Origin of the sequence: Streptomyces sp. MUM 2J, assembly GCF_022414535.1 — a bacterium.
Taxonomy (GTDB): Bacteria; Actinomycetota; Actinomycetes; order Streptomycetales; family Streptomycetaceae; genus Streptomyces.
The window spans coordinates 63,562-84,916 of record NZ_JADWYM010000004.1; the positions used below are offsets into that span (position 1 = coordinate 63,562).

Here is a 21,355-nt window from a genome sequence, read left to right on the forward strand (position 1 = left end):
CGGCACCGGGCCCCGGGCTGCCGCCCGGGCATGAACCATCCGAAGGAGTGATCACCGCGTGAGCAGGCCCTATCCGTTCACCGCCGTCGTCGGACAGGACGACCTGCGTCTTGCACTGCTCCTGAACGCGGTGAGTCCCGCCGTGGGCGGGGTACTGGTCCGGGGCGAGAAGGGGACCGCGAAGAGCACCGCGGTCCGGGCGCTGTCCGCGCTGCTGCCCGAGGTGGGCGTGGTGCCGGGCTGCCGTTTCTCCTGCGACCCGGTGGCTCCCGACCCGGCGTGTCCGGACGGGCCGCACGAGCCCGGCGAAGGGACGGCGCGCCCCGCCCGCATGGTCGAGCTCCCCGTCGGCGCCTCCGAGGACCGGCTGGTGGGCGCCCTCGACATCGAGCGGGCGCTCGCCGAGGGCGTGAAGGCCTTCGAACCGGGCCTGCTGGCCGCCGCCCATCGCGGGATCCTCTACGTCGACGAGGTGAACCTGCTCCACGACCACCTCGTCGACCTGCTGCTGGACGCGGCCGCGATGGGCGCCTCGTACGTCGAACGCGAGGGCGTCTCCGTACGGCACGCGGCGCGCTTCCTGCTCGTCGGGACCATGAACCCGGAGGAAGGCGAACTAAGGCCCCAGCTCCTGGACCGCTTCGGGCTGACCGTCGAGGTGGCCGCCTCGCGGGAGCCGGACCAGCGGGTCGAGGTGGTGCGGCGGCGGCTCGCCTACGACGACGACCCCGCCGGGTTCACCGGCCGGTGGGCGCAGGAGGAGCGGGCCGTACGGGCTCGGATCGTGGCGGCGCGTGAGCTGCTGCCGTCCGTGCGGCTGGGCGACGGGGCGTTGCGGCAGATCGCGGCGACATGTGCGGCTTTCGAAGTGGACGGCATGCGGGCCGACATCGTCATGGCGCGGACCGCCACCGCGCTGGCCGCGTGGGCCGGGCGTACGGACGTACTGGCCGAGGACGTGCGGCAGGCGGCGCTGCTGGCGCTGCCGCACCGGCGCAGGCGGAACCCCTTCGACGCGCCCGGGCTGGACGAGGACAAGCTCGACCAGACGCTGGAGGAGTTCTCCGGCGACGACGACCCCGACCCCGACGGCGGGGGCGGTGGCGGTGGGGGCGGTGGGCAGCCGTCGCCCGACGAGGGACCGCAGGGCGGGGACACGGCCGCGCGGCCCGAGGCCGGTGAAGGCGGCGAGCCGCAGGCCTCCGGGAGCGCGGAGCAGTCCGCCGTGCGGGCCGCGGAGCCGTTCCGGACGAAGGCGCTGAGTGTGCCCGGGATCGGTCAGGGCGCCGCCGGGCGGCGCTCACGGGCGCGGACCGAGCACGGGCGCACGACCGGGGCCCGGCGGCCGCGCGGCGCGTTGACGAAGCTGCATCTGGCGGCGACCGTGCGGGCCGCCGCACCGCACCAGCGGGCGCGCGGGCGCACCGGGCCCGGGCTCCTCCTGCGTCGTGACGATCTCAGGCAAACGGTGCGGGAGGGCCACGAGTCCAATCTCGTCCTGTTCGTGGTCGACGCCTCCGGGTCGATGGCGGCGCGGCAGCGGATGGGCGCGGTGAAGGGGGCCGTGCTGTCGTTGCTGCTCGACGCGTACCAGCGGCGGGACAAGGTGGGGCTGGTGACCTTCCGGGGATCCGCCGCCGAGGTGGCGCTGCCGCCGACCTCCTCCGTGGACGCCGCGGCGGCGCGGCTGGAGTCGCTGCCGACGGGCGGGCGTACACCGCTGGCGGCCGGGCTGCTCAAGGCGCACGAGGTGCTGCGGGTGGAGCGGCTGCGGGACGCGGCGCGCCGGGCGCTGGTCGTCGTGGTGACCGACGGGCGGGCCACGGGTGGGCCGGAGCCGCTGCTGCTCGCCGCGAAGGCTGCCGGGTTGTTCGCGGCCGACGAGGTCGCCTCGGTGGTCGTGGACTGCGAGTCCGGGCCGGTGCGGCTGGGGCTCGCCGGGAAGCTCGCGGGTGAGCTGGGCGGGACCGCCGTGACGCTGGACGAGTTGCGGGCCGACAGCATCGCCGGTCTGGTGAAGGACGTGCAGGGCAGCAGGAGGGCCGCGTAATGCCTCAGGGACAGCCGAGCGTCATCCCGGACGACGGGCTGACGACCCGTCAGCGGCGCAACCGGCCGCTCGTCGTCGTGCACACCGGGGTCGGGAAGGGCAAGTCGACCGCCGCCTTCGGGCTGGCGCTGCGCGCCTGGAACCAGGGGTGGCCGATCGGGGTGTTCCAGTTCGTCAAGTCGGCGAAGTGGAAGGTGGGCGAGGAGAACGCGCTGCGCGTGCTCGGCGCCTCCGGCGAGGGCGGCACCGTCGACTGGCACAAGATGGGCGAGGGCTGGTCGTGGGTCCAGCGCGATGCCCAGACGGACAACGAGGAGAAGGCCCGCGAGGGCTGGGAGCAGGTCAAGCGGGACCTCGCGGCCGAGACGTACCGGCTGTACGTCCTCGACGAGTTCGCGTACCCGATGCACTGGGGCTGGGTGGACACCGACGAGGTCGTCGAGGTGCTCCGCGACCGGCCGGGGACCCAGCACGTGGTGATCACCGGGCGGAACGCTCCGGAGAAGCTCGTCGGCCTCGCCGACCTCGTCACCGACATGTCGAAGGTCAAGCACCCGATGGACGCCGGTCAGAAGGGCCAGAGAGGCATCGAGTGGTGACGTCCTCGTCCGTGCCCCGGCTGGTGATCGCCGCGCCGTGTTCGGGCAGCGGCAAGACCACCGTCGCCACGGGGTTGATGGCCGCCCTCGCCGGGCGGGGGCTGAGGGTGTCCCCCCACAAGGTCGGGCCGGACTACATCGACCCCGGGTACCACGCGCTCGCCACCGGGCGGACGGGCCGCAACCTGGACGCCTACCTGTGCGGGCCGGAGCTGGTCGCCCCGCTGTTCCTGCACGGGGCGCGGGGCTGCGACCTGGCCGTGGTCGAGGGCGTGATGGGGCTGTTCGACGGCGCCGCCGGGCAGGGCGAGCTGGCGTCCACCGCCCATGTCGCAGGGCTTCTGCGGGCGCCGGTCGTGCTGGTCGTGGACGCGTCCTCGCAGTCACGGTCGGTGGCGGCGCTGGTGCACGGGTTCGCCTCCTGGGATCCGCGGGTGCGGATCGGGGGCGTGATCCTGAACAAGGTCGCCTCCGACCGGCACGAGGCGCTGCTGCGGGAGGCGCTGGAGTCGTCCGGGGTGCCGGTGCTCGGTGCCCTGCGGCGGACGGCGCAGGTCGGCACGCCCTCCCGCCACCTCGGGCTGGTGCCGGTCGCCGAGCGGCGGTCCGCGGCGGTGGAGGCCGTCGCGGCGATGGCCGCGCAGGTCGCCGACGGTTGCGACCTGGAGGCGCTGACGGCGCTGGCGCGCAGTGCGGGCGCGCTGCCGGACGCGGCCTGGGACGCGGCGGGGGCCGTCGCCGCGGACGGCCCCGGCGATCCGTCGCGGACGGCCGAGCCGCCGGCACGGACCGGATCGCCGCGGCCGGTGGTCGCGGTGGCCGGCGGGGAGGCGTTCACCTTCTCCTACGCCGAACACACCGAACTGCTCGCCGCTGCCGGAGCCGAGGTCGTCGTCTTCGATCCGCTGCGGGACGAACGGCTTCCCGAGGGCACCGCCGGCCTGGTCGTGGGCGGCGGCTTCCCCGAGGTGCACGCCGCCGGGCTGTCGGCCAACGAGCCGCTGCGCGCACGGGTCGCCGAGCTGGCGCTGAGCGGTGCGCCGGTCGCGGCCGAGTGCGCGGGGCTGCTGTACCTGTGCCGGGAGCTGGACGGGCAGCCGCTGTGCGGGGTGCTCGACGCGACCGCCCGCATGAGCGAGCGGCTCACCCTCGGCTACCGGGACGCCGTCGCCGTCGGCGACAGCTCGCTGGCGGCCGCGGGCGCGCGGATGCGCGGGCACGAGTTCCATCGCACGGTCGTGGAGCCGGGTGCCGGGGCGGATCCCGCCTGGGGGCTCAGCGCCCCCGCGCGGCGGGTCGAGGGTTTCGTACAGCGCGGTGTGCACGCGAGCTACCTGCACACGCACTGGGCGTCCGCGCCCGGTGTCGCCCGTCGGTTCGTGGAGAGGTGCCGGACGTCATGAGCAGCAGGCTGATCGGTGTCGGGGTCGGTCCCGGCGACCCGGAGCTGGTGACCGTGAAGGGGGTCGGCGCGCTGCGGGCGGCCGAGGTCGTGGTGGTGCCGGTGATGGACAGCGGCGAGCGGGGGCGGGCCGAGGCCACCGTGCTGCACTACGTGCCCGCCGACAAGGTGGTCCGCGTGGTGTTCGCGCTGAACGAGCGGACCGACCGGGCGCGCCGGGAGGCCGCCTGGGACGCGGCCGGCCGCAGGGTCGCGGAGCTGCTGCGGGAGCACGGCACGGTCGCCTTCGCCACCATCGGCGACCCCAACGTGTACTCGACGTTCACCTATCTCGCGCAGACCGTCTCCGGCCTGGTGCCGGGCACGGTCGTGGAGACGGTGCCCGGTGTCACCGCCATGCAGGACCTGGCGGCCCGCTCGGGTGCGGTACTGACCGAGGGGACGGAACCGCTCACGCTGGTGCCGGTGACCGCCGGGACGGCCGTGCTGGAGGAGGCGCTGCGCGGACCGGGCACGGTCGTGGCGTACAAGTTCGGCCGGCAGGCCGCCGAGGTGGCCCGGGCCCTGCGGGAGACCGGGCGGATCGGCGACGCCGTGTGGGGGTCGGCGCTGGGGCTGCCGGAGGAGTCCGTCCGGCCGGCCGCCGACATCGACGGGGCCGCGCTGCCGTACCTGTCGACGCTCATCGCCCCGCCGCGGCGCGACGGCGGGCGGGGCGGCAAGCTGTGACGCCGCCCGGGTCAGCCGGCGATGCCGACCACCAGCCAGATGAACGCCGCGCCCGCGACCGTGCACAGCAGGGTCGAGCGGGCGGGGTGGTCGTGGTGCGCCTCGGGCAGGATCTCGGCCGCGGCGAGGTAGAGCAGCACGCCGCCGAACAGACCGAGGTAACCGCCGAGGAGGCCCTCGGGGATGGCGACGAACGCCGCCGCGGCGGCTCCGGCGACGGGCGCGACGGCGTCCGCGACGAGCATCGCCACGGCCTTGCGGCGGGCGTTGCCGTACAGGCTGGTGAGGGTGAAGGTGTTGAAGCCGTCCGCGAAGTCGTGGGCGATCACCGCGAGTGCGACCGCGGTCGCCATCCCGCTGCCGACCTGGAAGGACGCGCCGATCGCCACGCCGTCCATGGCGCTGTGCCCCACCATCGCCGCGGCGGCTGTCAGGCCCACCTCGGGCGCCCGGTGGGAGTGCTCACCGGCGCCGTGCGCGGCGCGGCGGGCGGCCAGCAGGCGTTCCACCAGATGGGCCAGCAGGAAACCCGCCACGAACAGCAGGAGCGCGGCCGGGACGCCGTAGACCTCGGTGCCCGCCGCCCTGAGGGCCTCCGGCAGCAGGTCCAGGCCGACCACGCCGAGCATCAGCCCGCCGGCCAGGCCCAGCACCAGATGGCGGCGGTCGGTCACCCGCTGTGCCGTCCAGCCGCCGACCAGCGTCATCAGGAACGCGCCCAGCGCGACGAGGACCGCCATGGGCCTTTGCTACCGGATCGGCGGCCCTTCGCGCACCCCGGCGGCCGTCCCCGCACCCGCGTCCCGCTCACGCACTGAAGCCACGTACCGACTCGCAGGAGGACCGATTTCCATGGCCGATGCCCCCACCGGCAAGGTGACCTTCGTCGGTGCCGGCCCCGGCGCCGCCGATCTGTTGACGTTCCGCGCCGCGCGCGCCATCGCCGAGGCCGACGTCGTGATCTGGGCGGCGAGCCTGGTCCAGGAGGAGGTCCTGCGGCACGCGCGTGAGGGCGCGGAGATCCTCGACTCGGCGGTCATGTCCCTGGAGGACGTCGTCGCCGTGTACCGGCGGGCGCACACCGAGGGTCTGCGGGTGGCCCGGATCCACTCCGGCGACCCCGCCCTGTGGGGCGGCACGCAGGAGCAGGTCGACCGCTGCCACGCGATCGGCATCGCGACGGAGATCGTGCCGGGCGTCTCCTCCTTCTCCGCCGTGGCCGCGCTCGCGCAGCGCGAACTGACGATCCCGGAGGTCGCGCAGTCGGTCGTCCTCACCCGGCTGGGCGGCGGCAAGACCCCGATGCCGCCGGGCGAGGAGGTGCGGGAGTTCGCCCGGCACGGCACGACCATGGCGGTCTTCCTGTCGGCGGCGCGCAGCGGACAGCTGGTACGGGAGCTGCTGGAGGGCGGCTACCCGACGTCGACGCCGGTGGTCGTCGCCCATCAGGCGACGTGGCCGGAGGAGCTGATCGTGACGTGCACGATCGGCACACTGGAGGAGACGGTCAAGGAGCACCGGCTCTGGAAGCACACGCTGTTCCTCGTCGGGCCGGCGCTGGACGCGCACGGCACGCGCTCGCACCTGTACCACCCGGGCCACTTCCACGGGCACCGCAGGGCCGACCCCGAGGCGCGCCGGGCCCTGCGCGAGCGGGGGGCGAGCACGTGATCACCGTCATCGGGACGGGGACGGGGACGCCGGCCGCCGAGGTACCGGCCGGGACCGCACTGGTCGTGGGCGGGCGGCGGCACCTGGACGCCGCCCGAATGCCCGACTCCGTCGAGCGGGTCGTCCTGGGGCCGCTCGCGCCCGCCCTCGACGCCGTCGCACGGCACCTGGAACGCGGGGGCCGGGTCGTCGTGCTGGCCTCCGGCGACCCGGGGTTCTTCGGGATCGTCCGGGTGCTCGCCGAGCGGTTCGGGCCCGGGACGGTCGAGGTGCGTCCCGGGGTGTCCTCCGTCGCCACCGCCTTCGCACGGCTCGGGCTGGCCTGGGACGACGCGGTGGTGGTCAGTGCCCACGGGCGGGAGCCGCGCACCGCGGTCAACGTGTGCCGGGCGTATCCGAAGGTGGCGGTGCTGACCGGTCCCGGTGCCGGTCCCGCCGAACTGGGCGCCGCCCTGCGGGGGTACGACCGGATCCTCGTCGTGGCGTCCGCGCTCGGCTCGCCCGGGGAGCGGGTGGAGCGGGTGACGCCGGCCGAGGCAGCCGCGCGGGACTGGGGGCCCGCGGTGAACGTCGTGCTGTGCCTGGACGAGGCGCGGGCCGTGGGCGCCGTGAGCACCGTCGCGGGCGGGCTCCTGGGGCCGGCCGGGTGGGCACTGCCGGAGGACGCGTTCGCCCACCGCGACTCGATGATCACCAAGTTCGAGGTGCGGGCGCTGGCCCTGGCGCGGCTCGGACCGCGCCCCGGCGATCTGGTGTGGGACGTCGGCACGGGCTCCGGCTCGGTGGCGGTGGAGTGCGCGCGGCTCGGTGCGGCGGTGACCGCCGTGGAGAAGTCCGCGGACGGTGTCGCGCGGGTCCGCGCCAACGCCTCCGCCCACGGCGTCGACGTGCACGTGGTGCACGGGGCGGCTCCGGCGGCGCTGTCCGGACTCGCCGCCCCCGACGCGGTGTTCGTCGGGGGCGGCGGGCGCGACCTGCCCGCCGTGGTCACCGCGTGCGCGCGGCGGGCCCGGCGGACCGTGGTCGTCGCGATGGCCGCGCTGGACCGGGTGCCGGCGGCCCGGACGGCGCTCACGGACGCCGGGTTCGTCTGCGACGGCGTGCTGCTGCAGTCGTCGCGGATGGCTCCGCTGCCGGGGGACGTGTCCCGGCTCGCGGCCACCAATCCCGTATTCCTGCTGTGGGGCGCCCGGCCCCCGGCAGCCGCTGAAGAAGGAGTTGCCCAGTGATCGGCCTGATTTCCGCCACCGCGGCGGGGGCCACGGCACGGGACCGGCTGGCCGCGGCGTGGCCGGACCGTACCCGGGTCTACGAGGGTCCCGTCGCCGACGCCGTCCGGCGGGCGTTCGCCGAGTGCGAGGAACTCGTCTGTTTCCTGGCCACCGGCGCGGTCGTCCGGCTCGTGGCACCGCTGCTGGCCGGCAAGACGAACGACCCGGGTGTGGTGTGCGTCGACGAGGCCGCCCGGTACGCGGTACCGGTGCTGGGCGGGCACGGCGGCGGCGCCAACGACCTGGCCCGCGCGGTGGGCGAGGTGCTGGGTGCCGAGCCGGTGGTGACGACCGCGACGGACGCCGTGGGGATCGCGGGCCTGGACACGCTCGGGTTCCCGGTCGAGGGCGCCGTCGCCGCGGTGACGCGGGCGCTGCTCGACGGGGAGCCGGTGACGCTCACCACCGAGGTGCCGTGGCCGCTGCCGCCGCTGCCCGTGGCCGAACGGGGTGCGTACGGCGTCCGGGTCACCGATCGCGCGGTCGAGCCCGGCGAGCGCGAGGTGCTGCTGCGCCCGCCGTCCCTGGTCGTGGGGGTGGGTGCGTCGCGGGGCGCCCCCGAGGAGGAGGTGCTGGGGCTGGTCGCGGACGCCCTGCGGGAGGCGGGGCTGTCCGCCCGGTCGGTCGCCGAGCTCGCCACCGTCGACACCAAGGCCGGCGAGCCGGGCATCGTGCGGGCCGCCGGGCGGCTCGGGGTTCCCGTCGTGACCTACTCCGCCGAGGAGCTGGCGGCCGTGGTGGTGCCGAACCCGTCAAACGCGCCGCTCGCCGCGGTGGGAACACCGTCCGTCGCCGAAGCCGCGGCCCTCGCACAGGGCGGTGAACTCCTCGTCCCCAAGCGGAAGTCGGAGCGCGCCGACGGGCTGCCCGCGATGGCGACCTGTGCCGTGGTGAGGCGTCCGGGACGCGGCCGGCTCGCGGTCGTCGGGCTCGGTCCGGGCGCCCGGGACCTGCTCACACCGCGCGCCAGGGCCGAACTGCAGCGCGCCTCGGTGCTGGTGGGGCTCGACCAGTACGTCGACCAGATCCGCGACCTGCTGCGGCCGGGCACCCGGATCCTGGAGTCGGGGCTGGGCGCCGAGGAGGAACGGGCGCGCACCGCGGTCGCCGAGGCCCGGCGCGGGCACGCGGTCGCGTTGATCGGCAGCGGGGACGCCGGGGTGTACGCCATGGCCTCGCCCGCACTGGCGGAGGCCTCCGAGGACATCGACGTGGTCGGGGTGCCGGGGGTGACCGCGGCGCTCGCGGCGGCGGCGGTCCTCGGGGCGCCGCTCGGCCACGACCATGTGTCGATCAGCCTCTCCGACCTGCACACCCCGTGGGAGGTCATCGAGCGCCGGGTGCAGGCAGCAGCCGCGGCCGACATCGTCGTGACCTTCTACAACCCGCGGTCGCGCGGCCGTGACTGGCAGCTGCCGAAGGCGCTGGCGATCCTCGCCGGGCACCGTGCCCCGGGCACGCCCGTCGGTGTGGTGCGCAACGCCTCGCGGCCCGGCGAGTCCGCCCGCCTGACGACGCTGGGCGCGCTGGACCCGGCGACGGTCGACATGATGACGGTCGTCACGGTGGGCAACACCGCGACCCGTGAGATCGCGGGGCGCATGGTCACCCCGCGCGGCTACCGCTGGCAGGAGAGCACCCCGGAGGTCGCCCGGTGAACCGTGTCGTCCACCCCATAGAACAGGAGTCCTTCCGCCGGCTGCGGGCCCGGCTGGACACCTCGCACCTGCCCGCGCTGACCCGGGCGGTGGTGGAGCGGGTCATCCACTCCGCGGCCGACCTGGAGTACGCCGGTGACCTCGTCACGGACGAGGCCGACCTGGTGCGGGCGCATGCGGCGCTGCACGCCGGGGCGCCCGTCGTCGTGGACGTCGAGATGGTCGCGGCCGGCATCACCCGGCGGGACACCGTGTGCCGCCTCAGGGACGCGAAGTCCGGTCCGGGACTGACCCGTTCGGCACACGCCGTCCGGCTCGCCTACGAGGACGTCGGGCCCGGCGCCCTGTGGGTGATCGGCTGCGCGCCGACCGCCCTGGAGGAACTGCTCGCCCTCGACGCCGACCCGGCCCTCGTGATCGGTCTGCCCGTCGGTTTCGTCGGCGCGGCCGAGTCCAAGGCCGCGTTGCGCGACAGCGGGCTGCCCGCGGTGAGCAACGTGTCCGAGAAGGGCGGGTCCGCGGTCGCCGCGGCCGCCCTCAACGCCCTGCTGTACCACCCTGTTTCTGCTGAGGAGAACCCGTCGTGACCACCCCGCCGCCCGCCCTGCTCGTCGCCGGACACGGCACCCGGGACGACGCCGGAGCCGAGGCGTTCCGCGGCTTCGTCCGTGAGCTGGGCCGCCGCCACCCCGAACTGCCCGTCGCGGGCGGATTCATCGAGCTGTCGCCGCCGCCGCTGGGCGAGGCGGTCGCCGAGCTGGTGGAGCGTGGAGCCCGGCGGTTCGCCGCCGTACCGCTGATGCTGGTGTCCGCCGGGCACGCCAAGGGCGACATCCCGGCCGCGCTGGCCCGCGAGAAGGAACGGCACCCGGGGATCTCGTACACCTACGGCCGCCCGCTGGGCCCGCACCCCTCGCTGCTGTCGGTGCTGGAGCGTCGTCTGGAGGAGGCGCTGGGTGGGGCCGGGCAGGCGCCGGAGGACCGCTCGGAGGTCACCGTGCTGCTGGTGGGGCGGGGCTCGACCGACCCCGACGCCAACGCCGAGGTGTTCAAGGCGGCGCGGCTGCTGTGGGAGGGCCGGGGCTACGCCGGCGTGGAGACGGCCTTCGTGTCGCTGGCGGCGCCGGACGTGCCGAGCGGTCTGGAGCGCTGCCTGAGGCTCGGGGCGCGACGGATCGTGGTGCTGCCGTACTTCCTGTTCACCGGCATCCTGCCCGACCGGGTGCGGGAGCAGACCGCCCGGTGGGCCGCCGCGCACCCGGAGGTGGACGTGCGGTCGGCGGACGTCATCGGGCCGGAGCCGGAGCTGCTCGACCTGGTGATGGACCGGTACCGGGAGGCCGTCGAGGGCGACCTGCGGATGAACTGCGACACGTGCGTGTACCGGATCGCGCTGCCCGGCTTCGAGGACAAGGTGGGCTCGCCGCAGCAGCCGCACTTCCACCCGGACGACGACGGTCACCACCACGGGCACGGTCACCATCACCACCCCGGTGGGCACGCGCATGCCCACTGAGCACGATCTGCGGCACCACGGCGACGTCGAGGTGCGGGACGACGGGGCGCGGCTGGCCGACCTGGCCGTGAACGTGCGGGCCGACACCCCGCCGGTGTGGCTGCGGGAGCGGATCGCGGGTTCGCTGGGCGGGCTGGCGGCCTACCCGGACGGACGGGAGGCCCGGGCGGCGGTGGCGGCGCGGCACGGGCTGCCGGTGGAGCGGGTGCTGCTGACGTCGGGTGCGGCGGAGGCGTTCGTGCTGCTGGCACGGGCGGCGGAGGTGCGGCGGCCGGTGGTGGTGCATCCGCAGTTCACCGAGCCCGAGGCCGCGCTGCGGGACGCCGGGCACAGCGTCGACCGCGTGCTGCTGCGGGAGGCGGACGGCTTCCGGCTGGATCCGGCCGCCGTGCCCGGGGAGGCCGACCTCGTGGTGATCGGCAACCCGACCAACCCGACGTCGGTGCTGCACCCGGCCGGGGCCGTGGCGCGGCTCGCACGGCCCGGGCGGCTCCTCGTCGTCGACGAGGCGTTCATGGACGCCGTGCCGGGTGAGCGGGAGGCACTGGCGGGGCGGATGGACGTGCCGGGGCTGGTGGTGCTGCGCAGTCTCACCAAGACCTGGGGGCTGGCCGGGCTGCGCATCGGCTACGTGCTGGCCGCGCCGGAGACGATCGCCGAGCTGGAGCGGGCCCAGCCGCTGTGGCCGGTGTCGACACCGGCCCTGGCCGCGGCGCAGGCCTGCGTGGAACCGGCGGCGCTGGCGGAGGCGGGGCACGCGGCGCACCGCATCGCAGCGGACCGGGCGCACCTGGTGGCCGGGCTGTCGGCGCTGACCGGAAGCGGGCTGCGGGTGGTGACGCCTGCCGCGGGGCCGTTCGTGCTGGTGCGGGTGCCGGACGCGGCGGGTGTGCGGCGGCGGCTGCGGGAGCGCGGGTACGCGGTCCGGCGCGGGGACACGTTCCCCGGGCTCGACGAGGAGTGGCTGCGGATCGCCGTGCGGGACCGGGGAACGGCGGACGGTTTCCTCAAGGCACTGCGGTCGGTCCTGGGCTGACCGGCGCCCCGGCCGGGCTGCGGTGCGAGCGGCCGGCCGCCGTCGCGCCCCGGAGGACCTTGCCGCGCCCAGGGGTCTGTCCGCCCGGCCGGGTACGGGACGCGTCGCCCGGGCCGGGACGGCGCGGCGTCCCCCGGGCGCGACCGCACCTCACGGCTCGGGAAGGCGCCCTCTGTTCACGCCCCCGGGCGTCCCGGGCCTCCCGCCCGGCTCCCGTCCCCGGCCCCTGCCTCTCCAGCCCCTCCCGCCCCCCTCTCAGCGGCGGAAACGGGCACCTTGCCGGGGTGCCGCGGTACCGCACTAGGGTGTCGCGCATGAGCGACGATCACGCGGTGCTGCGGGTGAAGGGGCGGGTTCTGGTCGGACCCGAGGACGTGCGGGACGACCTGTGGGTGATCGGTGGGCGGGTGTCCTTCGAGCGGCCCGCCGGGGCCCGCGACGTACGCACGGTCGAGGGGTGGGCGCTGCCCGGACTCGTCGACGCCCACTGCCATGTGGGGCTCGGCCCGGAGGGGCCGGTACCCGTGGACGTGGCCGAGAAGCAGGCGCTCACCGACCGGGAGGCGGGGACCCTGCTGATCCGGGACGCGGGGTCGCCGTCCGACACCCGCTGGGTCGACGACCGAGACGACCTGCCGAGGATCATCCGGGCCGGCCGCCACATCGCCCGGACCCGGCGCTACATGCGCAACTACGCCCACGAGATCGAGCCGGAGCAGCTCGTCGCGTACGTGGCGCAGGAAGCCCGGCGCGGCGACGGCTGGGTCAAGCTGGTCGGCGACTGGATCGACCGCGACCTCGGGGACCTCTCCGCCTGCTGGCCGCGAGAGGCCGTCACGGCGGCGATCGCCGAAGCGCACCGGCTCGGCGCCCGGGTCACCGCCCACTGCTTCGCCGAGGACTCCCTGCGGGACCTGGTCGAGGCGGGCATCGACTGCATCGAGCACGCCACCGGCCTCACCGAGGACACCATCCCGCTCTTCGCGGAGCGGGGCGTCGCGATCGTGCCGACGCTGGTGAACATCGCCACCTTCCCTCAGCTCGCGGCGGGCGGCGGGCGGCGGTACCCGGCGTGGGCGGACCACATGCGGCGGTTGCACGCCCGCCGCTACGACACCGTGCGCGCCGCCTACGACGCGGGCGTCCCGGTGTACGTCGGCACGGACGCGGGCGGCCACCTCGCTCACGGCCTGGTCGCGGGCGAGGTGGCCGAACTCGTCGCGGCCGGGATCCCGCCGGTGGCGGCGCTGTCGGCGACGACCTGGGGTGCCCGCGCCTGGCTGGGACGCCCGGCGCTGGAGGAGGGGGCCCCGGCGGACCTCGTGGTGTACGAGGGCGACCCGCGGGCCGACGTGCGGGTGCTGGCCGCGCCGCGCCGGGTCGTGCTGGACGGGCGTGTCGTCGGTTAGGGGGAGGTGACGTTCGCCCGTCAAGGAGCGGCGTCCGGTGCGTGCTCCGGGGGTCCCTGCTCGAAGAGCTCGGCACCACCGCGCGAGTCTCAGGCGCACGCCTCGCGCGCCCTCCCTGTGGGGGAATCAGCAGCCTCCACGGGAACGGGCGTGCCAGAAGAATCGAAAACAGTCCCGGAAAAGCCCCTTTGGGGTGAAGTCACGCAGGATCGCGGTCCGTTCACTCTTCGTGCGTAATCCTTGCGGGGTCCCAAGCATGTCTCCTCTGGGGGTCCCACACCGTGAACGGAACGACCATCCGTATGCCCGCACGCCGCCGCCTCGCCGCCGCCGCCGCGGCCACCGCCCTGACCGCCGGTCCCGCGGCCGTGGCCGGCGCGGGCCCCGCCCACGCGACCGGCGACCAGGGGTCCGCGAGCGCCGCCGTCCTGCGCACCGGCCTCGACGTGGCCCTGCTCGACAAGACCGTGAACGTCCCCCTCGCGGTCTCCCTCAACGAGGTCCGGGCGCCGCGGAGCGCCGACAGGACGGCGCTGAAGGCGCGGCTCGACGGCGTCGACGGCGGGCAGCCCTTCAGCGTCCTGAGCGCGGAGGTCGCGTCGGCGCGGGCCACGGTCGACGACCACAAGGCCGAGGCGCGGACCGAGCTCGCCCATGCCAGGCTCCATGTCCCCGGCCTGCCGCTGCTGTCCCTCATCGAGGTCGACGGCGTCACCTCCAGCGCCGTCTGCGAGGCGGGGAAGGCACCGGTCGCACGGGCCGACGTGGTGGGGAGTGTCACCGTCCTCGGCAAGCGGGTGACCCTCACCGCCGGCGGTCCGACGCGGGTGAAGGTGCCGGGGGTCGGTGAGGTGCGGCTGGAGCTGTCCCAGCGGAGGACGGCCTCCCGGACGGCCGCCGCGACCGCCCTCGAACTGGACGTGTCCATCAACCCGCTCAAGCTCAACGTGGCCGAGGTCGAGGGCGAGCTGTCGCTCGCGAAGGCCTCCTGCACCAGCCCCGGGGGGACGGCGGCGGCACCGCACGCGTCCCAGGGGCCGTCCGGGTCGGCCCCGGCCGGCGGGTCGGCCGGCGCGTTGGAGGCGCAGCAGGCCGCCGCGCCGGCGGAGGTCGGGCGGGCCGGACTGGCCGAGACGGGTGGCAGCCCGGTGACGCCGTACGTCGCGGGCGGCGCGGTGGCGCTGCTGGTGGCGGGCGGCGGCGCGCTGGTGCTGGCCCGCCGCCGCACCTGACCGGCGGCTAGGCCTCGGGTGTCCCCGCCCCTTCCGGGGTCCCCTCCTCGACCTCGGCCATCGCCGGGTCGAGGAGGCGGGAGAGGAAGTGGCGGGTGCGCTCGTGCCGGGGGGCACCGATGACCTGGGCGGGGGTGCCGTCCTCCACCACGACGCCGCCGTCCATGAAGACGACCCGGTCGGCGACCTCCCGGGCGAAGGTCATCTCATGGGTGACCACCATCATCGTCATGCCTTCCCGGGCCAGCATGCGCATGACCGCGAGCACGTCGCCGACCAGCTCCGGGTCGAGGGCCGAGGTGGGCTCGTCGAAGAGCATCACCTCCGGGCCCATCGCCAGCGCCCGGGCGATGGCCACCCGCTGCTGCTGCCCGCCGGAGAGGGAGGACGGGTAGGCGTCCGCCTTCTCCGCCAGGCCCACGCGGGCCAGGTTCTCCGCGGCGACCCCGGCCGCACGGGCGGCACTCCGCTTCAGCACGCGGCGCTGCGGCAGGGTGAGGTTCTCGGTCACCGTCAGGTGCGGGAACAGGTTGAACTGCTGGAAGACCATGCCGATGCGGCGGCGTACGGCGTCGATGTCGACGTCCGGGTCGGTGACCTCCCGGTCTCCGACGAAGACCCGGCCCGTGGTCGGTTCCTCCAGCAGGTTGACGCAGCGCAGCAGCGTGGACTTGCCGGAGCCGGACGGGCCGATGACACAGACGACCTCGCCCCGGCCGACCTCCAGGTCGATGCCGCGCAGCACCTGGTTGTCGCCGAAGGACTTGTGCAGGTCGGCGATCCGGATCTCGGGGCGGGTCATGGGGCGGCCTCCCGGGCCTTGGCCTCCAGGCGGCGGACGACGAAGCCGAGCGGGACCGTCACCAGCAGGTAGCACAGGCCGGCCACGAGGATCGGGGTGGAGTTGGCGGTCGTGCTGGCCAGATCGCGGCCGAACTTGGACAGGTCGCGCTCCTCCAGGGTGACGCCGAGGAGCAGCACCAGGGAGGAGTCCTTGAAGAGGATGACGAACTCGTTGGTCAGCGGCGGCAGGATGATGCGGAACGCCTGCGGGATGATGATCGAGACCATGGCGCGCGCGGGCGAGAAGCCTAGCGAGCGGGCCGCCTCCATCTGCCCCTGGGGCACCGCCTGGATGCCCGCCCGGAGCGTCTCCGCCACGTATGCGGCACCGACCAGACCGAGCGCGAGCGCCGCCTTGCCGTAGGTGCCGCCGACGATCTCCTTGCCGGGGAAGGCCAGCGGAACGGCCACCCCGATGAAGATGAAGATCAGCAGGGCGGGCAGCCCCCGGAAGATCTCGACGTAGACGCCGGCGACCCAGCGGTAGGGCCCCACGGACGACAGTCTCATCAGCGCGAGCAGCAGGCCGAGCGCGACCGCCACGGCGAAGCCGGCGACGGTGTAGAGCACCGTGTTCCTCAGCGCCAGCGTGACGACGTCCGGGAACATCTGCCGCGCGATGTCGGCTTCCGCGAACTGGTTCTGCAGCCGGCCCCAGTCGGCCGTGGCCGCGAGCGCGATCACGGCGGCGGCGAAGACCGCGTACTGCAGGCCGCGCGACAGCCGCCGCTTGCGGCGCCGGGTGAGGCCCTTGGCCCGCGGCCGGTCCTGCTTCACCTCCGTGGCCGTCATGAGGCGGAGGGCGAGGCCGCGGTCGCGTCGTACGGGCCGATCCACTTCTCGTACAGCTTCTTGTAGGTGCCGTCCGCCTTGGCGTCGGTGATCGCCTTGTCGACGGCCTCGCGCAGCGCGGTGTTGCCCTTCTTCACCGTGAAGCCGTACTGCTCACCGGTCTGGAGGTTGTCGACGACCTGGAAGGCGTCGGCGTTGGCCTTGTCCTTCAGCCAGCCCTGCACGACCGGGTAGTCGATGATCACGGCCTTGACCTGGCCGGTGCGCAGCCCGTTGAGGACGGCGTCGGAGGACTCGAAGGAGACCGGGTCGAGGCCCTTGTCCTTGGCGTAGTCCTCGCCGGTGGTCTGCGCCTGGGCACCGAGCCTGACGCCCTGGGACCTGATGTCGGCCAGTGAGCCGACGCCGCTGCCCTTGCCGGCCAGGACGGCCTGGGTGGCGTCGAAGTACGGCACGGAGAAGTCGACGTGCTTCTTGCGCTCGTCGGTGATGGTCATACCGGCCGCGGCGACGTCGCACTTGCCGGCGTTGAGGAAGGCGCCGGTCTTGAAGTTCTCGAAGGGCGTGTCGAGGATCTTCTGCTGCACGCCGAGGTCCTCGGCGACCAGGTCGACGAGGGCGACGTCGAAGCCCTGCACCTTGCCGTCGATCTCCGACTGGAAGGGCGGGTACGGCAGGTGCGTGCAGGTGGTGAGCCGGCCCGCTTCGACGAGCTGGACGCCGCCGGCGGCGGTGTCGGAGCCACTGGTGCCGCTGTTCGTGGAGGTGCAGGCGGCCACGAGCATCAGGCCGGCCGTCGCGGTGGTGGCGGCCAGCAGGCGGGTCCGGCGCCCGGAGAGCGTCTTCACGGGGGGCCTCTCTGAGTGAGGAAACGTTTGGGTTCTGATTATAAGGAGAAGTTTGAGTACCTCAAACCAAACCCATGGCCACGAGGCCTCACCACCTAAGAAGTCTCCGGTCGGCGAGGCGGACGAGCCGTGAACCCCGGGCCTCGACGCCTCCCCCGCGGCAGAGGAGAGCACCGCCTGCGACACACCCGCCCCCGGAGCCGGCCCCGCTCGGCGCGGCGCACTCGGCGTCGATCGAGGACCGAGCGACCGGCCGCCGCACACCGAGCAGGACGTCGTGACCATGCAGGGCGAGGCGACCGCCGCCGGCGAAAGGGTGCGATCCCGGCGACCGCCGGGCCCGGCACGACCGCGCCGAACGTGATCACAGGCCCCTACGGGCAGGCCATCAGGAGCCGGCCGCGGGACTTCGGCGCCACGGCGGTCGACCTGCCGACGCGTTCCACCCGGCGGTGACGGCGGAGGAGATCCGGGCGACGCCGGCCGGGCGCCCGGAGACCGGCTTCGTACCGCTGGTGCACGCGGAGGTGGCGACCGGCACCCACCGGCCCGGCCACCGAGACCGGCCGGGCGACGCGGGAGCACCGGCGCGCTGCTCCACCGGGACGCGGTGGTCCCGATCAGCACGGAGCCCGTCCCGCGGGAGGCGTGGGTCGCGGGCCCGGCACGGCCCTGACGGCGCCGGGCCGCGGGCCGACCGCTTGACGTCCGGACGCTGAGGGCGCATTACTCGGGGCGCGGCGAATCCGGCACGTTTCGAAATTCTTTTCCCGCTTTTCGAGAACTATTTCGATGGGTAGCTTCCCATGTTCTTCTGCCCGCTTCTCACCATCCTAAACACAACGATTCACGAACCCTTGGCAACGTAATTCAGGCGGATCTCAACAGGGTTACACAGTTGTGACCCGTTCCACAGAGCGGTCGATTTGCGGAGTTCATCCACGGCAAAACGGTACATCTCGCCGGTCGATCGTGCGCCTGCGCGCGCCCGCGCGATAACACAGAAGCCGCACGCTGAGAACCCTGACCGTCCATGCAATTTTGCATTTCTCTCGGTAAATTCAATTCGCATGACTGCCGCACAAGCAGACCTGCTCATCGACCGTCCGTCGGTGGCGGACGGGTCCGCCCTCTGGCGCATCGCCAAGGACTCCGAAGCCCTCGACCTGAACTCCTCCTACAGCTATCTGCTGTGGTGCCGCGACTTCGCCGCCACCTCGGCGGTGGCCCGCGGGGAGAACGGGGAGCCGGCCGGGTTCGTCACCGGGTACGTGCGGCCGGAGCGCCCGAACACCCTGCTCGTCTGGCAGGTGGCCGTCGACGCGGCGTACCGAGGCCGGGGCCTCGCCGCCAGGCTGCTCGACGGGCTGACCGCCCGGCTCGCCGCCGAGCACCCGATCACGGACGTCGAGACCACCATCACCCCCGGCAACACCGCCTCGGAGCGGTTGTTCACGTCGTTCGCCGCACGCCACGGCGCCACCGTCGAGAGGGAGGTCCTGTTCGACACGGGGCTCTTCCCGGACGGCCCGCACGACCCCGAGGTCCTGTACCGCATCGGCCCGTTGACCCGCCCGTCGCACTGACCAGCCGCATTGAGGAGCGATTCACCGTGACCATCACCCAGCCCGACCTCAGCGTCTTCGAGACCGTGGAGTCCGAGGTACGCAGCTACTGCCGCGGCTGGCCCACCGTGTTCGACCGCGCCCGGGGCAGCCGGATGTACGACGAGGACGGCCACGAGTACCTGGACTTCTTCGCCGGCGCCGGCTCACTGAACTACGGGCACAACAACCCGGTCCTGAAACGGGCCCTGGTCGACTACCTGATGCGGGACGGGGTCACCCACGGCCTCGACATGTCGACCACCGCCAAACGTGCCTTCCTGGAGTCCTTCCAGAACCTGGTGCTGCGCCCCCGCGACCTGCCGTACAAGGTCATGTTCCCCGGTCCGACCGGCACCAACGCCGTGGAGTCCGCGCTGAAGCTGGCGCGGAAGGTGAAGGGGCGCGAGTCGATCGTGTCGTTCACCAACGCCTTCCACGGCATGTCCCTGGGTTCCCTGGCCGTCACCGGCAACGCCTTCAAGCGCGCCGGCGCCGGCATCCCGCTGGTGCACGGCACGCCGATGCCGTTCGACAACTACCTCGACGGGCAGGTGCCGGACTTCCTGTGGTTCGAGCGGCTGCTGGAGGACCAGGGGTCCGGCCTCAACCGCCCGGCCGCGGTGATCGTCGAGACGGTGCAGGGCGAGGGCGGGATCAACGTCGCCCGTCCCGAGTGGCTGCGCAGCCTGGCGGAGCTGTGCGCGCGGCAGGACATGCTGCTCATCGTCGACGACATCCAGATGGGCTGCGGGCGCACCGGTGCCTTCTTCTCCTTCGAGGAGGCGGGCATCACCCCGGACATCGTCACCGTGTCCAAGTCCATCAGCGGCTACGGGCTGCCGATGTCGCTGTGCCTGTTCAAGCCGGAGCTGGACCTGTGGGAGCCGGGTGAGCACAACGGCACCTTCCGCGGCAACAACCCGGCGTTCGTCACCGCCACGGCCGCGCTGGAGGCCTACTGGACCGACGGTCCGGCGATGGAGAAGCAGACCCAGGCCCGCGGTGAGCAGGTCGAGCAGTGGCTCATCGCCATCTGCGAGGAGAACCTGCCCGACGTGAAGGAGTACCGCGGGCGCGGCCTGGTGTGGGGCCTGGAGTTCCACGACAAGGACCGGGCCGACCGTGTCGCGCGGCGCGCCTTCGAGCTCGGGCTGCTGATCGAGACCTCGGGCCCCGAGAGCGAGGTCGTCAAGCTGCTGCCGGCACTGACCATCACGGCCGAGGAACTCGACGAGGGCATGAAGACCCTGGCCCGCGCGGTCCGCGAGACCGCCTGACCGTCCCGGCCGTCCCTGTCACACATCCCGATCCAAGGAGGTATCGCACCACCGTGATCGTCCGTTCGTTCAAGGACATCGAAGGAACCGACCGGCATGTGAAGTCCGCGTCCGGCACCTGGGAGAGCAAACGGATCGTGCTCGCCCGGGAACGGGTCGGCTTCTCCCTGCACGAGACGATCCTGTACGCGGGGACCGAGACGTCCATGTGGTACGCCAACCACATCGAGGCCGTCGTGTGCGTGGAGGGCGAGGCCGAACTCACCGACCACGAGACCGGGGCCACCCACGTCATCACCCCCGGGACCATGTACCTCCTGGACGGCCACGAGCGGCACACGCTCAAGGTCAAGGAGGACTTCCGCTGCATCTGCGTGTTCAACCCGCCCGTGACCGGCCGGGAGGACCACGACGAGAACGGCGTCTACCCGCTGCTCACCGAGCCCGAGGAGGTGTGACCACGATGACCGCGACCACTGCGAACGTCACCGATCTCTACCCCACGCGCGGCACCACCGAGGTGACCGTCCCGCGCCAGGACCCGGTCGTCTGGGGCTCCCCCGACGCCCCGGGCCCGATCGCCGCGGCCGACCTCAAGGGATACGAGCGCGACGGCTTCCTCGCCATCGACGGGCTCATCACCCCCGACGAGGTGGCCGTCTACAAGCGCGAGCTGGACCGCCTGGTCACCGACCCGGCGATCCGCGCCGACGAACGGTCGATCGTCGAGCCGAAGTCCAAGGAGATCCGCTCGGTCTTCGAGGTGCACAGGATCAGCGACGTGTTCGCGAAGCTCGTGCACGACGAGCGGGTCGTGGGCCGCGCCCGGCAGATCCTCGGCTCGGACGTGTACGTCCACCAGTCGCGCATCAACGTCAAGCCCGGCTTCGGCGCGAGCGGCTTCTACTGGCACTCCGACTTCGAGACCTGGCACGCCGAGGACGGGCTGCCGAACATGCGGACCGTCTCCGTCTCGATCGCGCTGACGGACAACCTCGCCACCAACGGCGGCCTGATGATCATGCCCGGGTCGCACCGGACGTTCCTCGGGTGCGCGGGCGCCACGCCCGAGGACAACTACAAGAAGTCGCTGCAGATGCAGGACGCGGGCACGCCGTCCGACGAGGCGCTGACCTCGATGGCGAGTGAGCACGGCATCCAGCTGTTCACCGGCAGCGCGGGCTCGGCGACCTGGTTCGACTGCAACTGCATGCACGGCTCCGGCGACAACATCACGCCGTTCCCGCGCAGCAACGTCTTCATCGTGTTCAACAGCGTGGAGAACGCTGCGGTGGAACCGTTCGCGGCGCCGGTACGGCGACCGGAGTTCATCGGGGCGCGGGACTTCACCCCGGTGAAGTAGGCGCCTCGCCCCGGGAGCGGGCCGGGGCCCCACGCGGGGGCCCCGGCCCGCT

The 21,355-nt window shown here is 73.8% G+C and carries 20 protein-coding genes; 16 read left to right on the forward strand and 4 right to left on the reverse strand.

Annotated elements, in window-relative coordinates; genetic code table 11:
- Positions 1-58: 58 nt before the first annotated feature.
- The 4 genes from I3F54_RS05295 to cobI are packed head-to-tail and all read left to right on the forward strand — an operon-like array spanning position 59 to position 4,780.
- Positions 59-2,050: a putative cobaltochelatase gene (locus tag I3F54_RS05295; protein WP_240117423.1), complete on the forward strand. Its 1,992-nt coding sequence runs from the start codon at positions 59-61 to the stop codon at positions 2,048-2,050.
- Entirely contained in the window at positions 2,050-2,649 is a 600-nt protein-coding gene (gene cobO / locus I3F54_RS05300) for a cob(I)yrinic acid a,c-diamide adenosyltransferase (protein ID WP_240117424.1), read from the forward strand. Before I3F54_RS05295 ends, cobO begins: the two co-directional genes overlap by 1 nt.
- Positions 2,643-4,052, forward strand: coding sequence for a cobyrinate a,c-diamide synthase (locus I3F54_RS05305; protein ID WP_240117425.1), 1,410 nt, complete (start codon positions 2,643-2,645; stop codon positions 4,050-4,052). The genes cobO and I3F54_RS05305 overlap by 7 nt, the downstream gene beginning before the upstream one ends.
- Positions 4,049-4,780, forward strand: coding sequence for a precorrin-2 C(20)-methyltransferase (cobI, locus tag I3F54_RS05310; RefSeq protein ID WP_240117426.1), 732 nt, complete (start codon positions 4,049-4,051; stop codon positions 4,778-4,780). The genes I3F54_RS05305 and cobI overlap by 4 nt, the downstream gene beginning before the upstream one ends.
- 11 nt (positions 4,781-4,791) lie before the next feature.
- On the opposite strand, the gene I3F54_RS05315 is transcribed toward cobI, so the two are convergent.
- Positions 4,792-5,520: a ZIP family metal transporter gene (locus I3F54_RS05315; RefSeq protein WP_240117427.1), complete on the reverse strand. Its 729-nt coding sequence runs from the start codon at positions 5,518-5,520 to the stop codon at positions 4,792-4,794.
- Positions 5,521-5,632: 112 nt separating this feature from the next.
- On the opposite strand from I3F54_RS05315, the gene cobM reads away from it, so the two are divergent.
- The 8 genes from cobM (at position 5,633) to I3F54_RS05355 (ending at position 14,573) form a co-directional block, all read left to right on the forward strand.
- Positions 5,633-6,451 carry a precorrin-4 C(11)-methyltransferase gene (gene cobM, locus I3F54_RS05320; RefSeq protein ID WP_240117428.1) on the forward strand — a complete coding sequence of 273 codons (819 nt, stop codon included), beginning with the start codon at positions 5,633-5,635 and terminating at the stop codon, positions 6,449-6,451.
- Positions 6,448-7,680: a precorrin-6y C5,15-methyltransferase (decarboxylating) subunit CbiE gene (gene cbiE / locus I3F54_RS05325; protein ID WP_240117429.1), complete on the forward strand. Its 1,233-nt coding sequence runs from the start codon at positions 6,448-6,450 to the stop codon at positions 7,678-7,680. The genes cobM and cbiE overlap by 4 nt, the downstream gene beginning before the upstream one ends.
- On the forward strand, positions 7,677-9,380 hold the full coding sequence (cobJ, locus tag I3F54_RS05330; RefSeq protein WP_240117430.1) for a precorrin-3B C(17)-methyltransferase: 1,704 nt from the start codon (positions 7,677-7,679) through the stop codon (positions 9,378-9,380). The genes cbiE and cobJ overlap by 4 nt, the downstream gene beginning before the upstream one ends.
- Positions 9,377-9,967, forward strand: coding sequence for a precorrin-8X methylmutase (locus I3F54_RS05335; protein ID WP_240117431.1), 591 nt, complete (start codon positions 9,377-9,379; stop codon positions 9,965-9,967). The genes cobJ and I3F54_RS05335 overlap by 4 nt, the downstream gene beginning before the upstream one ends.
- Positions 9,964-10,896 (forward strand): sirohydrochlorin chelatase, encoded by a 933-nt coding sequence (locus tag I3F54_RS05340; protein ID WP_240117432.1) that lies wholly within the window; start codon positions 9,964-9,966, stop codon positions 10,894-10,896. The genes I3F54_RS05335 and I3F54_RS05340 overlap by 4 nt, the downstream gene beginning before the upstream one ends.
- Positions 10,886-11,932 carry an Rv2231c family pyridoxal phosphate-dependent protein CobC gene (gene cobC, locus I3F54_RS05345; protein ID WP_240117433.1) on the forward strand — a complete coding sequence of 349 codons (1,047 nt, stop codon included), beginning with the start codon at positions 10,886-10,888 and terminating at the stop codon, positions 11,930-11,932. Before I3F54_RS05340 ends, cobC begins: the two co-directional genes overlap by 11 nt.
- Positions 11,933-12,246: 314 nt before the next feature.
- On the forward strand, positions 12,247-13,341 hold the full coding sequence (locus I3F54_RS05350) for an amidohydrolase family protein (RefSeq protein ID WP_240117434.1): 1,095 nt from the start codon (positions 12,247-12,249) through the stop codon (positions 13,339-13,341).
- A gap of 281 nt (positions 13,342-13,622) precedes the next feature.
- Positions 13,623-14,573: an SCO1860 family LAETG-anchored protein gene (locus tag I3F54_RS05355; protein ID WP_240117435.1), complete on the forward strand. Its 951-nt coding sequence runs from the start codon at positions 13,623-13,625 to the stop codon at positions 14,571-14,573.
- A gap of 7 nt (positions 14,574-14,580) precedes the next feature.
- Here I3F54_RS05355 and I3F54_RS05360 read toward each other — a convergent pair whose 3' ends face one another.
- Genes I3F54_RS05360 through I3F54_RS05370 form a run of 3 tightly spaced genes read right to left on the reverse strand, consistent with a single transcriptional unit; the run spans position 14,581 to position 17,056 of the window.
- The gene (locus I3F54_RS05360) at positions 14,581-15,375 is read right to left on the reverse strand and encodes an amino acid ABC transporter ATP-binding protein (protein ID WP_240117436.1); all 795 of its coding nucleotides are present in this window, start codon (positions 15,373-15,375) and stop codon (positions 14,581-14,583) included.
- A complete protein-coding gene (locus I3F54_RS05365; protein ID WP_240117437.1) occupies positions 15,372-16,208 on the reverse strand; it encodes an amino acid ABC transporter permease in 837 nt (278 codons plus the stop codon). Before I3F54_RS05365 ends, I3F54_RS05360 begins: the two co-directional genes overlap by 4 nt.
- Positions 16,205-17,056, reverse strand: a complete 852-nt coding sequence (locus tag I3F54_RS05370) for an ABC transporter substrate-binding protein (RefSeq protein WP_240117438.1) — start codon at positions 17,054-17,056, stop codon at positions 16,205-16,207. The genes I3F54_RS05365 and I3F54_RS05370 overlap by 4 nt, the downstream gene beginning before the upstream one ends.
- A 1,070-nt stretch (positions 17,057-18,126) precedes the next feature.
- Between I3F54_RS05370 and ectA the strand changes: the two genes are divergently transcribed.
- The 4 genes from ectA to thpD are packed head-to-tail and all read left to right on the forward strand — an operon-like array spanning position 18,127 to position 21,303.
- On the forward strand, positions 18,127-18,642 hold the full coding sequence (ectA, locus tag I3F54_RS05375; protein WP_240117439.1) for a diaminobutyrate acetyltransferase: 516 nt from the start codon (positions 18,127-18,129) through the stop codon (positions 18,640-18,642).
- A gap of 26 nt (positions 18,643-18,668) precedes the next feature.
- Positions 18,669-19,940 (forward strand): diaminobutyrate--2-oxoglutarate transaminase, encoded by a 1,272-nt coding sequence (gene ectB, locus I3F54_RS05380; RefSeq protein ID WP_240117440.1) that lies wholly within the window; start codon positions 18,669-18,671, stop codon positions 19,938-19,940.
- Positions 19,941-19,993: 53 nt separating this feature from the next.
- Complete coding sequence (locus I3F54_RS05385; protein WP_240117441.1) at positions 19,994-20,398, forward strand: ectoine synthase; 405 nt, start codon at positions 19,994-19,996, stop codon at positions 20,396-20,398.
- 5 nt (positions 20,399-20,403) lie between these two features.
- A complete protein-coding gene (gene thpD / locus I3F54_RS05390) occupies positions 20,404-21,303 on the forward strand; it encodes an ectoine hydroxylase (RefSeq protein ID WP_240117442.1) in 900 nt (299 codons plus the stop codon).
- The last annotated feature ends 52 nt before the right edge of the window (positions 21,304-21,355 follow it).

Excerpts from the sequence above, each read along its gene's own strand:
- cobO (WP_240117424.1), top strand. The coding sequence starts at position 2,050 with ATGCCTCAGGGACAGCCGAGCGTCATCCCGGACGACGGGCTGACGACC.
- cobI (WP_240117426.1), top strand. The coding sequence starts at position 4,049 with ATGAGCAGCAGGCTGATCGGTGTCGGGGTCGGTCCCGGCGACCCGGAG.
- I3F54_RS05315 (WP_240117427.1), bottom strand. The coding sequence starts at position 5,520 with ATGGCGGTCCTCGTCGCGCTGGGCGCGTTCCTGATGACGCTGGTCGGC.
- cobM (WP_240117428.1), top strand. The coding sequence starts at position 5,633 with ATGGCCGATGCCCCCACCGGCAAGGTGACCTTCGTCGGTGCCGGCCCC.
- cobC (WP_240117433.1), top strand. The coding sequence starts at position 10,886 with ATGCCCACTGAGCACGATCTGCGGCACCACGGCGACGTCGAGGTGCGG.
- I3F54_RS05350 (WP_240117434.1), top strand. The coding sequence starts at position 12,247 with ATGAGCGACGATCACGCGGTGCTGCGGGTGAAGGGGCGGGTTCTGGTC.
- I3F54_RS05360 (WP_240117436.1), bottom strand. The coding sequence starts at position 15,375 with ATGACCCGCCCCGAGATCCGGATCGCCGACCTGCACAAGTCCTTCGGC.
- I3F54_RS05365 (WP_240117437.1), bottom strand. The coding sequence starts at position 16,208 with ATGACGGCCACGGAGGTGAAGCAGGACCGGCCGCGGGCCAAGGGCCTC.
- ectA (WP_240117439.1), top strand. The coding sequence starts at position 18,127 with ATGACTGCCGCACAAGCAGACCTGCTCATCGACCGTCCGTCGGTGGCG.
- thpD (WP_240117442.1), top strand. The coding sequence starts at position 20,404 with ATGACCGCGACCACTGCGAACGTCACCGATCTCTACCCCACGCGCGGC.